Genomic DNA, 14795 nt, shown 5'->3' with positions numbered 1-14795 from the left:
CGCCGGACCCCCACGGGTCCCACCGCGGCGGCGGGGCGGCGGACGCCGGGCATGGTCAGCGGGACAGGGGCCGCACGTACCGCACCTCCGGCACCGGGACCCCGGCCACCTCGAAGGACTCCTCGCCGCCGTCCGCGCAAAAGCCCGCCCGGGCGTAGAAGCGGCGGGCCCGGTCGTTGTCCTTGAGCACCCACAGGAACATGCGGCCGCGGCCCGCGGCGGCGCACCGCGCGACCGACTCGGCTAGCAGTGCCCGCCCGGCGCCCCGCCCCAGCCGGTCGGGATGGACGTAGACGGCGTACAACTCGGCGTCCCGGGTGCGGACTTCACCCTCCCGGTAAGGGCCGTGGCAGGCCCAGCCCACCACCTCGCCGCCGGCGTCCTCGGCGACCAGGTCCGTCACGCCGTCCTCGCCGCGGGCGAGACGCGCACGCCGCCGTTCGGCGTCCTCCGCGACGCTGAGGCCGTCGAGATACGACTGCGGCATCATGCCGCGGTACGCGTGCTGCCAGCCGCGGACCCGTATCTCCGCGACGCGCTCGCAGTCGGCCGGCGTCATCTCCCGTATCCGCACACCGTTCAGGGGGTGACCACCGCCGGGGACGGTGACGCTCGTCGATTCGGTCATGGGTCCATGGTGGCCCACCCGCCGACGGCGTCCGCCCCCGGCGGTGGCCGGCCGCTCAGTGGCGGAAGCCGAGCAGGCCGTGCAGCGCCGAGCCCTTCGAGGAGCCCGTCGTCCCCCGTGCCGAGGCCGCAGCGCCGGCCTCCCGGGGCTGCGGATCGGGCAGCGCCTCGCACACCGCGTCCGCCTCGCCGTGACCACGCGGCACGGTGCCGTCCGCGAGGTACGCCGCCAAGTGCCCGTCCAGGCAGGCGTTGCCGCTCAGCGTGATGCCGTGGTTGCCGCTGCCCTGCTCGACCACCAGGCTGGAACGGGCCAGCAGGCGGTGGGTCGTGACGGCACCCTCGTACGGGGTGGCCGCGTCGCCGGTCGCCTGGAACAGCAGTACCGGCGGCAGCTTGCCGTTGGCGACGTTCACCGGGCGCAACGAGTCCGTCGGCCAGAACGCGCAGGGCGCGTTGTACCAGGCGTTGTTCCAGGTCATGAAGGGCGCCTTCTCGTACACCGCCCAGTTGTCCCGGCGCCACTGCCGCCAGTCGCGCGGCCAGCCGGCGTCCCGGCACTGGACCGAGGTGTAGACGCTGTACCCGTTGTCGCCGGAGGCGTCGACCGCGCCGAGGCCCTCGTACGCCTCGACCAGCGGCCCGTGGTCCTTGCCGTTGACGTACGCCGCGAACGCCTCGGCCAGCAGCGGCCAGTAGCCGTTGTAGTAGCCGCCGGGGACGAAGGTGTCCTCCAGTTCCGAGGCGCCCACCGTGCCGTCCGCCGGCTTCCTCGCCAGGGCCGCGCGCATGGCGTACCACGCGGCCTCGACCCGCTCCGGGTCGGTGCCGAGCCGGTAGGTGCCGTCGTGCCGGGCGACCCACGCCAGGAAGGCGCGGTGGCGGTCGTTGAAGGCGACGTCCTGGTTGAGGTTGGCCTCGTACCAGACGTCGGTCGGGTCGACGACGGAGTCCAGGACCAGGCGCCGGACCCGCTCGGGGAAGTACCGGGCGTAGACCGCGCCCAGGTAGGTGCCGTACGAGTAGCCGAAGTAGTTGATCTTCTTCGCGCCCAGAGCGCGCCGGATCGCGTCCATGTCGCGCACGGCGCTGGTGGTGTCGATGTACGGCAGGAGGTGCCCGTACTTCTTCCCGCAGGCGGCGGCGAAGGACTCGGCGCGGTCGAGGTTGGCCCTCTCGACGGCGGGCGTCGCCGGAAGGGAGTCCGGGCGGACCGGGTCGAAGTGGCCCGGCCTGCAGTCCAGCGCCGGCTTGCTCGCCCCCACGCCGCGCGGGTCGAAGCCGATGACGTCGTACTGGGCCGCGACCTTCGCGGGCAGGGACGAGGCGACGAACCCGGCGAGCGTCAGGCCGCTGCCCCCGGGACCACCGGGATTGACCAGCAGGGGGCCCTGGTAGGTGCGGGCGGTGTGCGGGACGCGGGACAGGGCGAGGGTGATCTTCTCCCCGCGCGGCCTGCGGTGGTCCAGCGGCACCTTCAAGGACGCGCACTGCAGCGTCGGGTGGTCGTCGGTGGCGCAGCTCTTCCAGCTGAGCTTCGCGGCCGGCGGGGTCGTGTACGCGGTACTGGGTGCGCTCGCCTCGGCGGGTACGGCCGTGAAGGCCCCGGCCATGACGACGGCGGCGCCGCACAGCGCGGCTGCGCGTTTTCTCATGGAGTCCTCCCAGGACGGCGGGATCGAGGCCCGCGAGGGTCGCCGTCCTCGCCGCATCGTCCCGGAAACCGGTCCCGGAAGAACTCATTCTGTTGAACCCATGACCCGATTGGATCGTGGGATGCCCTCGAATGCTCTCAAAGAAGCGAAAGTTGGGTGGGTCCGGACACCGGCGGTTCCTCCACCGGCTCGGGCGGCCGGATCCGCCTCGGCGTCCCCATGCGCGCGGGCCCGATGCCGTACTCCCGGGCCAGCTCGTGCACCTGGCGGGTGATGCGGCGCTGGTACCACTTCGGCGCGTAGGAGCCGTCCGCGTACAGCCTCTCGTAGCGCGGCACCAGATACGGGTGGTGCCGGCCCAGCCAGGTCATGAACCACTCACGGGCGCCGGGCCGCAGATGCAGCACCAGCGGGGTGACGGACGTGGCACCGCAGGCCGCTATCGCCCGCACGGTCGCCCGGAGTTGGTCCGGCCCGTCGCTCAGGAACGGGATGACCGGCGCCATCAGCACACCGCAGCCGATGCCGTGCTCGCCGAAGGCGCGGACGACCTCCAACCGCCGTTCCGGCGCGGGTGTGCCCGGCTCGACGGTGCGCCACAGCTCCTGGTCGGTGAAGCCGACCGAGACCGAGATGCCGACGTCGGTCACCTCGGCGGCCTGCCGGATCAGGTCCAGGTCGCGCAGGATCAGCGTGCCCTTGGTCAGGACGGAGAACGGATTGGCGTGGTCGCGCAGGGCCGCGATGATGCCCGGCATCAGCCGGTAGCGGCCCTCGGCGCGCTGGTAGCAGTCGACGTTGGTGCCCATCGCGATGTGCTCGCCGTGCCAGCGGGGTGAGGCGAGCTGCCGCCGCAGCAGTTCGGGCGCGTTGGTCTTGACGACGATCTGGCTGTCGAAGCCCAGGCCCGTGTCGAGGTCGAGGTAGCTGTGCGTCTTGCGCGCGAAGCAGTACACGCACGCGTGCGAGCACCCCCGGTAGGGGTTGACCGTCCACTGGAACGACATCCGCGAGACCGCCGGCACCCGGTTGATGATCGACCGGGCCCTGATCTCGTGGAAGGTGATTCCGGCGAACTCCGGCGTGTCGAAGGTCCGGGTCGTCACCGCGTCCGCGCCGAACAGCGCGGCGTCGGCCCGGCCGTGTTCGGAGTCCACTGTGAGGTTCTCCCAGCGCATGACGCCTCCTCGGTAGCACTGCCCACACAATAGAACACATGTTCCCTTGATCGTGCGAGGGTGCTTTCCGAACGGGTGCGACCGGGTTGTGCCACCCCGATTTGGGCGGCCGTGCGGCGGGGTGGTTGGCTTGCCCCGACCCCCCGAGCAACCAGGTCCTGGAGGAAAGCGATGGCGCAGGTCGAAGCCACAACGGAGCGGATCGTCGCGGCGGACGCGGAGACGGTGTTCGACGCCCTCGCCGACTACAGCGGTACGCGCGCGAAGCTGCTGCCCGAGCAGTACAGCGAGTACGAGGTGCGTGAGGGCGGGGACGGCGAGGGCACCCTGGTGCACTGGAAGCTCCAGGCCACCAGCAAGCGGGTGCGCGACTGCCTCCTGGACGTCACCGAGCCCACCGACGGCGAGCTCGTCGAGAAGGACCGCAACTCCTCCATGGTCACCACCTGGCGTGTCACCCCGGCCGGCGAGGGGAAGTCCCGGGTCGTCGTGACCACGACCTGGACGGGCGCCGGCGGCATCGGCGGCTTCTTCGAGAAGACCTTCGCCCCGAAGGGCCTCGGCCGCATCCACGACGCGGTGCTCGCCCGGCTCGCCGCCGAGGTCGAGAAGTAGCGCGCCCAAAGCTCCGTCGGAGAGGGCCTGTTGAGGTCCTCACCGGTTCGAGTGATCTCCGTACGGTTCGCTCCTGCGCCGTAACTCGTCGCGCTTGCTCGTAGTTGTCGCTTTTACGCGGGAATTGTGCGGCACGTGACGAGGGGAGCGGTGAGTGGGCGGGATCACTCTGGCGCAGGACGAACCGGCGGTGGCGCCTCCCGACATCCCCGCGCCGCCGCCGGACCCGGAGGCCGACCCGGCCCCGCGGGTCCGGCTGGTCTTCTTCGCGCTCATGCTGGCCCTGCTCCTGGCCGCCCTGGAGCAGATGATCGTCGCGACGGCGCTGCCGAAGATCGTCGGCGAGCTGCACGGCCTGGACCGCATGTCCTGGGCGATCACCGCCTACCTGCTCACCGCCACGGTCGGGCTGCCGATCTACGGCAAGCTCGGGGACCTGCTCGGCCGCAAGGGCGTCTTCCAGTTCGCCATCGTCGTCTTCGTCGTCGGCTCCGCCCTCGCGGGCCGTGCGCAGACCATGGACCAGTTGATCGCCTTCCGCGCCCTGCAGGGCGTCGGCGCGGGCGGGCTCATGATCGGCGTCCAGGCGATCATCGCCGACATCGTGCCGCCCCGGCAGCGCGGGCGCTACATGGGCCTGATCGGCGCCTCCTTCGGTCTCGCCTCGGTGGCCGGTCCGCTCCTCGGCGGATACTTCACCGACCACCTCTCCTGGCGCTGGTGCTTCTACGTCAACGTGCCCTTCGGCATCGTCACGTTCGCCGTCGTCGCCGTCGCGCTCAAGCTGCCGAGACCCGCCGTCCGGGCCCGGTTCGACGTCCTCGGCGCGCTGCTGCTGACCGCCGCCTCCACCTGCCTGGTGCTGCTGACGAGCTGGGGCGGCACCGAACACGCCTGGGACTCGCGGGTCATCCTGGGCCTCGCCGCGGGAGCGGCGGCGGCGACCGTGCTCTTCCTGGTCGTCGAGCGGTTCGCCGTCGAACCCCTCATCCCCCTGCGGCTGTTCAGGGACTCCGTCTTCAACGTCACCGGCCTGGTCGGGCTGGTGGTCGGCGTCGCACTGTTCGGTGCCGCCAGCTACCTGCCGACCTATCTGCAGATGGTCGACGGGGCCTCCGCCACCGAGTCGGGCCTGCTCATGCTGCCGATGATGGCCGGCATCGTCGGCGCCTCCATCGTCTCGGGGCAGCTCATCAGCCACACCGGCCGCTACAAGGCCTACCCCGTCCTCGGCGGCGTCCTCTCCGTCGCCGGCATGTGGCTGCTGTCCCGGCTGGAGGTCGGCACGCCCCGGCTGCACTACAGCATCTGGATGGCCATCCTCGGTGCGGGCATCGGCCTGGTGATGCCCGTGCTCGTCCTCGCCGTGCAGAATTCGGTGCGCCAGGCCGACCTGGGCACCGCCACCAGCGCCAACAACTACTTCCGGCAGATCGGCGGCAGCGTCGGAGCCGCCGTGTTCGGCACCCTGTTCGCCGACCGGCTCGCCGACGCACTGGCCGAACGGCTCCCCGCCGGCGGCGGCCTCCCCGACCCCGAGGCCATCACGCCGCAGCTGGTGCACGCCCTGCCCCCGGCCCTGCGCGACGGCTACATCCGGGCCTACGCCGACGCCATGCCGCGGATCTTCCTCTACCTGGTGCCGGTGCTGGTCCTCGGACTGGTCATCGCCTTCTTCCTCAAGGAGAAACCCCTGGTGTCCCACAACGCCTCGCTGACCGACCCGGACACGGCCCCGGGCATCGCCCCGGTCCCGCCGGCGCGCGCCGCGTACGCCGGCGGCGTCCCCGTCTGCGGCTCGGTGCAGCACCCCGACGGGACCGTCGTACCACGCGCGGCGCTCACCCTCATCGACGTCACCGGACAGCAGACCGGACGCGGCGCGAGCGGCGACGACGGCCGGTACGCGCTGGCCACCCCCGGCCCGGGCTCCTACGTGCTGATCGCCGCGGCCGGCGGCCACCAGCCGCAGGCCGTCTCCGTGACCGTGGGCGAGCGGCCCGTGGAACTCGACATCGTCCTGGGCGGTGCCGGCAACCTCGTCGGCAGCGTGGTCACCGCCGACGGCACGCCCGTGCGGGACGCCACCGTCACCCTCACCAACGTGCACGGCGAGGTCGTGGCCACCACCCGCAGCGGCCGGGAGGGCGGCTACGTCATCACCGAGCTGGTGGCCGGCGAGTACACCCTCGCCGCCAGTGCCCCCGCCTTCCGTCCCGCCGCGCTGCCCGTCACCGTCCAGGCCGCGCGCGAGACCCGCCGGGACATCGAACTGGCCGGCGGCGCCGTCCTGCGCGGTACCGTCCGGGCCGGCGGCGGACGGCCCGTGGAGGACGCCCGCGTCACCCTGCTCGACGTGGCGGGCAACGTCGTCGACACCCTCACCACCGGCCCCGACGGCACGTTCCGGTTCGTCGACCTGTCCTCCGGCGAGTACACCGTCATCGCTGCCGGCTACCCCCCGGTCGCCACGGTCCTGCAGGTGGCCGGAGGCGGACGCACCGAACGCGATCTGCAGCTCGGCCACGAGAACTGACAGACGCGCCCGAACTGCCGCCCGGGGGCGCCCGCGCCGCACCGGCCGCGCACCGGCCGGTCGGCGGGGCGGCCGTCCGGCCCCGGGACGGCGTCGTAGCCGGTTGCGCCCGCAGCGCGTAACGTGACGAACCATGAAGATCTCCATCCGGGACGGCTCGTCATGAGAATCCTCATCAGCGCGGACATGGAGGGCGCCACCGGCGTCACCTGGCCGGACGACGTGATGCCCGGCGCCTCCCAATGGGAGCGCTGCCGTGCGCTGTTCACCTCCGACGTCAACGCCGCCGTGCTCGGCTTCCACGACGGCGGCGCCGACGAGGTGATCATCAACGAGGCGCACTCGACGATGCGCAACCTGCTGCTGGAGGAGCTGGACGAGCGCGCCCGGCTGCTCACCGGCCGGCACAAGGCGCTGTCCATGGTGGAGGGCGTGCAGCACGGCGACGTCGACGGCATCGCGTTCGTCGGTTACCACGCGGGCGCCGGCATGGAGGGCGTCCTCGCGCACACCTACCTCGCCAACTCCATCACGGGCGTGTGGCTCGACGGCGTCCGGGCGAGCGAGGGACTGCTCAACGCGCACGTCGTCGCCGAGTTCGGGGTGCCGGTGGTGCTGGTCACCGGCGACGACGTGGCGTGCGAGGACGCGCTCGGCTACGCGCCGGAGGCGCTGAAGGTCGCCGTCAAGGACCACGTGTCGCGGTACGCGGCCGTGTGCCGCGCGCCCGCCCGCACCGCGGCGGACATCCGGGCCGCGGCGAAGGAGGCCGCGGCGCTGGCGGTCCGTCACGAGCCGGTTCGCGGGGGACCGTTCACGATCGCCGTCGAGTTCGACGCCGAGCACCTGGCGATGGCCGCCACCGTCGTGCCGGGAGTGGACCGGGTCGCGGAACGCAAGGTGGCGTACACGAGCGGGACCATGTACGAGGGCATCCGCACCTTCAAGGCGGTCACCACGATCGTCGCGGCCGCGGTGGAGGAGGCGTATGGCTGAGCAGGTGGACGCGCAGGCACTGGACGAGGTCGTGACGTACACGTCCGACCTGATCCGCATCGACACCACCAACCGGGGCGGCGGCGACTGCCGGGAGCGTCCCGCCGCCGAGTACGCCGCCGCACGCCTGGCCGAGGCCGGCATCGAACCGACGCTGCTGGAGCGCACCGAGGGCCGCACCAACGTCGTCGCCCGCATCGAGGGCACCGACCCGGCGGCCGGCGCGCTGCTGCTCCACGGGCATCTCGACGTCGTGCCGGCGGCGGCCGCCGACTGGAGCGTGCACCCCTTCTCCGGGGAGGTCCGCGACGGGGTGGTCTGGGGGCGCGGCGCCGTCGACATGAAGAACATGGACGCGATGATCCTGTCGGTCGTGCGCGCCTGGGCCCGCCTGGGCGTACGGCCCCGCCGGGACATCGTCGTCGCCTTCACCGCCGACGAGGAGGCCAGCGCCGAGGACGGCGCGGGATTCCTCGTGCAGCGGCACGCGGACCTGTTCGAAGGCTGCACGGAGGGCATCAGCGAATCGGGAGCCTTCACCTTCCACGACGGCAACGGCCGGCAGATCTATCCGATCGCCGCCGGGGAGCGCGGCACGGCCTGGCTGAAGCTCACCGCACGCGGACGCGCCGGCCACGGCTCCAAGGTCAACCCGGACAACGCCGTGACCCGGCTCGCGGCCGCCGTCACCCGCATCGGCGAGCACGAGTGGCCTCTGCGGCCCACCGCGACGGTACGCGCGGCGCTCGCCGAACTCGCCGCGCTCTACGGCATCGACGGCGACCTGTCCGACGTCGACGTGTTGCTGCGCAAGCTCGGCCCCGCCGCGAAGCTCGTCGAGTCGACCGTGCGCAACAGCGCCAACCCGACCATGCTGGACGCCGGTTACAAGGTGAACGTCATCCCCGGTGACGCCGTCGCCCACGTGGACGGCCGGTTCCTGCCCGGCGGCGAGGACGAGTTCCGCAGCACCCTCGACCGGCTCACCGGGCCGGACGTGGACTGGGAGTTCCACCACCGCGAGGTGGCCCTGGAGTCGCCGCTGGACTCCCCGACGTACGCCCGGATGCGGGCGGCGATCGAGGAGTTCGCCCCGGAGGGGCACGTGGTGCCCTACTGCATGTCCGGCGGCACGGACGCCAAGCAGTTCTCACGCCTGGGCGTCACCGGCTACGGTTTCACCCCGCTCAGGCTCCCGGAGGGCTACGACTACGCCGCCATGTTCCACGGGGTCGACGAGCGGGTACCGGTCGAGGCGCTGCATTTCGGCGTGCGCGTGCTCGACCGTTTCCTGCGGACGGTCTGAACGAGTGGGGGAGACGGTGCGGACGCTGGCGTACGGGGCATGGCCCTCGCCCATCGACGCGGCGACGGCCGCCGCGCACGACGGGCACCCGGAGTACGTGGACTTCGTCGGCGACGAGGTGTGGTGGACCGAGCCGCGCCCCGCCGAGGGCGGCCGGCGCACCCTGGTGCGCCGGCACGCCGACGGCCGCGAGGAGCAGGTGCTGCCCGCACCGTGGAACGTGCGCAGCCGGGTCATCGAGTACGGCGGGCACCCCTGGGCCGCGCTCCCGGGTGATCCGGGTCCGCTGGCGGTGTTCGTGAACTTCGCCGACCAGCGCCTGTACCGCTGGGAGCCCGGGGGCGAGCCGCGCCCGCTGACGCCCGTGTCGCCGGTGGGCGGCGGCCTGCGCTGGGCCGAGCCGCTGCTGCGGCCCGAGCGGGGTGAGGTGTGGTGCGTGCTGGAGGAGTTCACCGGTGCCGGCCCCACCGACGTCCGCCGGGTCCTGGCCGCCGTCCCGCTGGACGGCTCCGCGGCCGAGGACCGGCAGGCGGTGCGCGAACTCACCGGTGCGGCGCACCGGTTCGTCACCGGAGTGCGGCTCTCCCCGGACGGCCGGCGAGCGGCCTGGCTCGGCTGGGACCACCCCCGCATGCCGTGGGACGGCACCGAACTGATCCTCGCCGACGTCGCCCCGGACGGCACCCTGCGGGCACCCCGGACCGTGGCCGGCGGCCCGGAGGAGTCCATTCCCCAGGCCGGCTTCACCCACGACGGCCGCCTGCTCTGGGCGAGCGACCGCACCGGCTGGTGGAACCTCTACCTCGACGGCGAGCCCGTGTGCCCGCGCGAGGAGGAGTTCGCGGGCCCGTTGTGGAAGCTCGGGTCACGATGGTTCGCCCCGCTGGAGAGCGGCCTGATCGCCGTCGTGCACGGGCGCGGCGCCACGGCCCTGGGCATCCTCGACCCCGAGACCGGCGAGGTGGTCGACGCGGCGGGCCCCTGGACCGAGTTCGCCCCCACCCTCGCCGCCCACGGCGACCGCGTCGTCTCCGTCGGCGCCAGCCCGCGCAGCGCCCACGAGGTCGTCGAACTCGACGCCCGTACCGGCCACGCCCGGGTCGTCGGCGCCGAGCACGACGACGCCGTCGACCCGGCGTACTACCCCGAGCCGCAGATCCGCACCTTCACCGGCCCCGACGGGCGCGACATCCACGCCCACGTCTACCCGCCGCACCACCCCGGCTGCGTGGCGCCCGGTGACGAGCTGCCGCCCTACGTCGTCTGGGCGCACGGCGGGCCCACCGGCCGCGCCCCGCTGGTGCTCGACCTGGAGATCGCCTACTTCACCTCCCGCGGCATCGGCGTCGCCGAGGTCGACTACGGCGGCTCCACCGGGTACGGCCGCCCCTACCGGGAGCGGCTGCGCGAGCAGTGGGGCGTGGTGGACGTCGAGGACTGCGCCGCCGTCGCCCTGGCCCTCGCGCAGGAGGGCACCGCCGACCGCCGCCGCCTCGCCGTGCGGGGCGGCAGCGCGGGCGGCTGGACCGCGGCCGCCTCGCTGACCACGACCGGCGTCTACGCCTGCGGCACCATCAAGTACCCCATCCTCGACCTCGCCGGGTGGGGCGGCGGGGAGACCCACGACTTCGAGTCGCAGTACCTGGAGAGCCTCATCGGGCCGCTCGCCGAGGTGCCGGCCCGCTACGAGGAGCGTTCGCCCGCCGCCCACGCCGACCGCCTGAGCGTGCCGTTCCTGCTCCTCCAGGGCCTGGACGACGTGATCTGTCCGCCCGTCCAGTGCGAGCGGTTCCTGGCCCGGCTCGCGGGCCGCAAGGTGCCGCACGCCTACCTCGCCTTCGAGGGGGAGGGGCACGGCTTCCGGCGGGCGGACACCATGGTGCGCGCACTGGAGGCGGAACTCTCCCTGTACGCCCAGGTGTTCGGTCTGTGCCCGCCCGGCGTCCCGACCCTGGAGCTGACACGATGAGACCGCTCGTCCGGCCGACCCGGCTCGCGCCCGGCGCCCGCGTCGCCGTCGTGGCCCCGAGCGGGCCGGTCCCCGAGGAGCGGCTGCAGGCCGGGCTGGACATCCTGCGGGGCTGGGACCTCGACCCCGTCGTGGCTCCCCATGCGCTCGGCCGGCACGGTAGCCTGGGCTACCTGGCCGCCACGGACGGACAACGCGCCGCCGACCTCGAACACGCCTGGTGCGATCCGTCCGTCGCGGCGGTGTTCTGCGCCCGGGGCGGCTACGGCGCCCAGCGCATGGTCGACCTGGTCGACTGGGACGCCATGCGGGCGGCGGGCCCCAAGGTGTTCGCCGGGTTCAGCGACGTCACCGTCCTGCACCAGGCCTTCGCCACCCGCCTGCACCTGGTGACCCTGTACGGTCCCGCCGCCGCGGGGGTCGACTTCCTCAAGCACGCGCGGGCGCAGGAGCACCTGCGGGCCACCCTCTTCGAGCCCGAGTCCGTGCGGACGATCACCGCCGTGCCCCCGGGCGGCCGGGCGCTCGTCCCCGGCCGGGCCCGGGGCGTCACACTGGGCGGCTGCCTCAGCCTGCTCGCCAGTGACCTCGGCACGCCGTACGCGCGGCCCGGCGCCCGCGGCGGCCTGCTGCTCCTGGAAGACGTGGCCGAGAGCCCCTACCGGCTGGACCGGTACCTGACCCAACTGCTGCGCACGGGCTGGCTGGACGGCACCACGGGGGTCCTGCTGGGCTCCTGGGAGTCCTGCGGGACGTACGAGGACGTGCGGACGGTCCTGCAGGACCGGCTCGGCGGGCTCGGCGTCCCGGTCGTGGAGGAGTTCGGGTTCGGCCACGGCGAGGGCGCCCTGACGCTGCCCCTCGGCGTGACGGCCGAACTGGACGCCGACGCGGGTACGTTGACGCTCGACGCACCGGCGCTGAGCTGAAACGGACCGCTGCCGGATTCGTGTCGAGAAATCCCCGTTTCGGTGATTGACGGCCCCTGGCACGTGTCACACCATGACTACCGGCCAGTACCTACTGGTCGGTATCCGGATTGGCCGGGTGTCGCCGCCCCCACCGTGGAGGTCCGTGTGTCCCGACGCGTGCCCAGGTTCCGCGCACCGCTCGCCCTCGCCCTGGGCGCCGTCCTCGCCGCCCCGCTGGTCCTCGCTCCCCCCGCCACCGCGGCCGATCCCTACACCGTGACGCCGCTGCGGTTCACCGTCCGGGCCGGGGACCGGTCCTGCACGGTGGACGCCGACCTGTACCGGCCCGCCGGAGCCGACCGCGACCACCCGGCACCCGCCGTGCTCGGCACGAACGGCTTCGGCGGCAGCAAGGCGGACGGCTCGACCGACAGCATCGGCAGGGCCTTCGCCCGGCGCGGCTACGTCTCCCTCGTCTACTCCGGGCTCGGGTTCGGCCGCAGCGGCTGCCTCATCTCCCTCGACGACCCGGACATCGACGGTGCCGCCGCCTCCCGGCTCGTGGACTTCCTGGCCGGCGAGCGCGCCGCCGACGACGGCACCACCGCCGACTTCGTCACCCTCGACGCCCCCGGCGACCCACGCGTCGGCATGATCGGCGGCTCCTACGGCGGCGCCGTCCAGCTGGCTACGGCCTCCGTCGACCGCCGCCTCGACGCCCTCGTGCCGATGATCACCTGGCACGACCTGGCCTACTCCCTGGACCCGAACAACGCGGTGGGCGCCGGGGACGTCCCCGGTGTCTTCAAGTGGCAGTGGACCAACGGCTTCTACCTCATCGGTGAGGGGCAGCCGCTGCTCCTGCCCGGCCTCGACCCCTCCCGCGTCAACTCCCTGTCCTGCCTGCACTTCGTCACCGAGGCGTGCCGTACCGTCCACACCCTCAACTCCGGGCGCTACCCGGCCGACCGCACCGCCGAGCTGCTCGCCTTCGCACGCCGCGTCTCCCCGGTGTCGTACCTGCACCGCGTCCGCACACCGACCCTGCTGGTCCAGGGCCAGGCCGACACCCTGTTCAACCTCAACGAGGCCACGGCGACCTACCGGACCCTGCGCGCGCAGGGCACCCCCGTCAAGATGATCTGGCAGTCCTGGGGACACAGCGGCGGGCAGACCGGCCCGGGCAGCGGCGAACTCGACCTGTCCACGGGCGACCTGGAGGCCGGTTACGTCGGCCGGCGCGTCCTCGCCTGGTTCGACCGCCATCTGCGCAAGCTGGCCCGCACCGACACCGGGCCCGCCTTCGCCTACCGCCGCGACTGGATCACCGACCCGGACCGCGCCTACGCCACCGCCGACCGCCTCCCCGGGCTCACCCGCACCCTGTACCTCTCCGGCGACGGCAGACTCGTCGACCGCCGCAGCGAGGTGGTCCCCGGCGCCCGCCGGTACACCAACTGGCCCATCCCCACGAGCCATTCGGAAAGCTCCCTCGCCGGGCTGCTCGGACTGCGCGACGGTCCGCCACGCGACACCCGGGGCACCCACCTCGCCTGGACCAGCGCACCGCTGGCGCGCCCCCTCGACGTCGTCGGCGCTCCCCGGGCCACCCTCAGGGTGCACTCCCCGCAGGCCGAGCACACCCAGAACTCCGCCGACGCGGCCGGCAAGCTGGTGCTGTTCGCCAAGATCTACGACATCGCGCCCGACGGCACCCGCACCCTGGTGCGCCGCCTGGTGGCCCCGGTCCGCGTACCGGACGTGACCCGCAGCTTCACCGTCACCCTCCCCGGCATCGTCCACCGGTACGCAACCGGGCACCGGCTGCGGTTCGTGATCGCCGCCAGCGACGACGCCTACTTCGGCAACCAGGGGACCAAGCCCGTGACGGTGGTCAGCGGGCCCGGCGGCACCGGCGTCCTGCGACTGCCGGCCGTCACGTCCTGAACGGGCACCGCCGCCCGGATACTGTGGCGGGGTGCCGCACCACGCATCCCGCTACCTCGCCGAAGGCCCCCGGGTGGGGATCCGCCACTTCACCCACGAGGACGGTGCCGAGTTCACCGCCCGCGCCCGGGAGAGCAAGGATCTGCACCACCCGTGGCTCTTCCCGCCCGACACGACCCAGGCGTACACGGCGTACGCGGACCGGCTGATCGAGGACCCCACCCGGGTGGGGTTCCTCGTCTGCGAGAAGAGCGACGGGGCCATCGCCGGGTTCGTCAACATCAACAACATCGTCCAGGGCGGCTTCTGCTCCGGTGCCCTCGGCTACGGCGCCTTCGCGCACGCCGCCGGGCGCGGCCTGATGCGCGAGGGCCTCGGCCTGGTCGTCGCGCACGCGTTCGGCCCGATGCGGCTGCACCGGCTGGAGATCAACGTCCAGCCCCTGAACGCCCCGTCGATCGCGCTGGCCCGGGCCTGCGGGTTCCACCTGGAGGGCTTCTCGCCGAGGATGCTGTTCGTCGACGGGGCCTGGCGCGACCACCAGCGCTGGGCGATCACCGCCGAGACGGCCCGGAAGTCCGGTCGGAACTGAGCGACGGCGCCCGTCGGGGCGGAACCGGGATCACACCCGGCGGTCGACGTACTCGTAGACCGAACCGTCCGGATGCAGCGCGATCAGGTTGCGGCCCGCCGGAGAGGCGAGGGGACCCGCGACGATGTGCGCGCCCAGGCCGGTGAGCACCCGGTGCGTCTCCTCGACGTCCCGCACGGCGATCGTCGCGGCGACCTTGCGCAGCACCTCCAGCTCGGCCGGCGGGCCGCTCATCAGCAAGAAGCAGCCGATCGCCGCCACTTGGACACCGCCCCGCTCGAAGCGCTGGGCCGTGCCGCCCGCCAGGCGCTCGTAGAACGGGATCGCGGTCTCGAGGTCGTCGACGCAGACGCGCAGTGTGGCACCCAGAATCTCCATGCCCACGAGCCTAGTTGGGCCGCCTGCCCGGCGAGATCGCTCCACACGATCTCCCCGCCGGGCGGGGCGCCCCGACGTGAGCGGC

12 protein-coding genes are annotated in these 14795 nt (G+C 73.2%); 8 read left to right on the top strand and 4 right to left on the bottom strand.

The annotated features are described in order from the left end of the window. Window positions 1-55 precede the first annotated feature (55 nt). From Q5694_RS18430 to Q5694_RS18420, 3 genes are all read right to left on the bottom strand, one after another. The gene (locus tag Q5694_RS18430) at window positions 56-559 is read right to left on the bottom strand and encodes a GNAT family N-acetyltransferase (protein ID WP_333934414.1); all 504 of its coding nucleotides are present in this window, start codon (window positions 557-559) and stop codon (window positions 56-58) included. A gap of 124 nt (window positions 560-683) precedes the next feature. Continuing rightward, on the bottom strand, window positions 684-2282 hold the full coding sequence (locus tag Q5694_RS18425; RefSeq protein WP_333934227.1) for an alpha/beta hydrolase: 1599 nt from the start codon (window positions 2280-2282) through the stop codon (window positions 684-686). A gap of 137 nt (window positions 2283-2419) precedes the next feature. Further along, window positions 2420-3460: an Rv2578c family radical SAM protein gene (locus tag Q5694_RS18420; protein WP_333934226.1), complete on the bottom strand. Its 1041-nt coding sequence runs from the start codon at window positions 3458-3460 to the stop codon at window positions 2420-2422. 171 nt (window positions 3461-3631) lie between these two features. On the opposite strand from Q5694_RS18420, the gene Q5694_RS18415 reads away from it, so the two are divergent. From Q5694_RS18415 to Q5694_RS18380, 8 genes are all read left to right on the top strand, one after another. After that, window positions 3632-4075 carry an SRPBCC family protein gene (locus Q5694_RS18415; protein WP_333934225.1) on the top strand — a complete coding sequence of 148 codons (444 nt, stop codon included), beginning with the start codon at window positions 3632-3634 and terminating at the stop codon, window positions 4073-4075. A 154-nt stretch (window positions 4076-4229) separates the two neighbouring features. Continuing rightward, the gene (locus tag Q5694_RS18410) at window positions 4230-6611 is read left to right on the top strand and encodes an MFS transporter (protein WP_333934224.1); all 2382 of its coding nucleotides are present in this window, start codon (window positions 4230-4232) and stop codon (window positions 6609-6611) included. A gap of 162 nt (window positions 6612-6773) precedes the next feature. Further along, a complete protein-coding gene (locus tag Q5694_RS18405; protein WP_333934223.1) occupies window positions 6774-7607 on the top strand; it encodes a M55 family metallopeptidase in 834 nt (277 codons plus the stop codon). After that, a complete protein-coding gene (locus Q5694_RS18400) occupies window positions 7600-8913 on the top strand; it encodes a M20/M25/M40 family metallo-hydrolase (protein WP_333934222.1) in 1314 nt (437 codons plus the stop codon). The genes Q5694_RS18405 and Q5694_RS18400 overlap by 8 nt, the downstream gene beginning before the upstream one ends. Before the next feature lie 4 nt (window positions 8914-8917). After that, window positions 8918-10882: a prolyl oligopeptidase family serine peptidase gene (locus Q5694_RS18395; RefSeq protein WP_333934221.1), complete on the top strand. Its 1965-nt coding sequence runs from the start codon at window positions 8918-8920 to the stop codon at window positions 10880-10882. Then, window positions 10879-11811, top strand: a complete 933-nt coding sequence (locus tag Q5694_RS18390) for a S66 peptidase family protein (RefSeq protein WP_333934220.1) — start codon at window positions 10879-10881, stop codon at window positions 11809-11811. Before Q5694_RS18395 ends, Q5694_RS18390 begins: the two co-directional genes overlap by 4 nt. Window positions 11812-11958: 147 nt before the next feature. Beyond that, window positions 11959-13740, top strand: coding sequence for a CocE/NonD family hydrolase (locus tag Q5694_RS18385; protein WP_333934219.1), 1782 nt, complete (start codon window positions 11959-11961; stop codon window positions 13738-13740). Window positions 13741-13771: 31 nt separating this feature from the next. Then, entirely contained in the window at window positions 13772-14332 is a 561-nt protein-coding gene (locus Q5694_RS18380; protein ID WP_333934217.1) for a GNAT family N-acetyltransferase, read from the top strand. A gap of 30 nt (window positions 14333-14362) precedes the next feature. Here the strand turns inward: Q5694_RS18380 and Q5694_RS18375 are convergent, their stop codons facing one another. Next, window positions 14363-14710 (bottom strand): VOC family protein, encoded by a 348-nt coding sequence (locus tag Q5694_RS18375; protein ID WP_333934216.1) that lies wholly within the window; start codon window positions 14708-14710, stop codon window positions 14363-14365. Window positions 14711-14795: the final 85 nt, after the last annotated feature.

This window comes from Streptomyces sp. AHA2 (assembly GCF_036857595.1).
In the GTDB taxonomy this organism is placed as follows: Bacteria; Actinomycetota; Actinomycetes; order Streptomycetales; family Streptomycetaceae; genus Streptomyces.
This window is presented reverse-complemented; position numbering and strand designations above follow the sequence as displayed.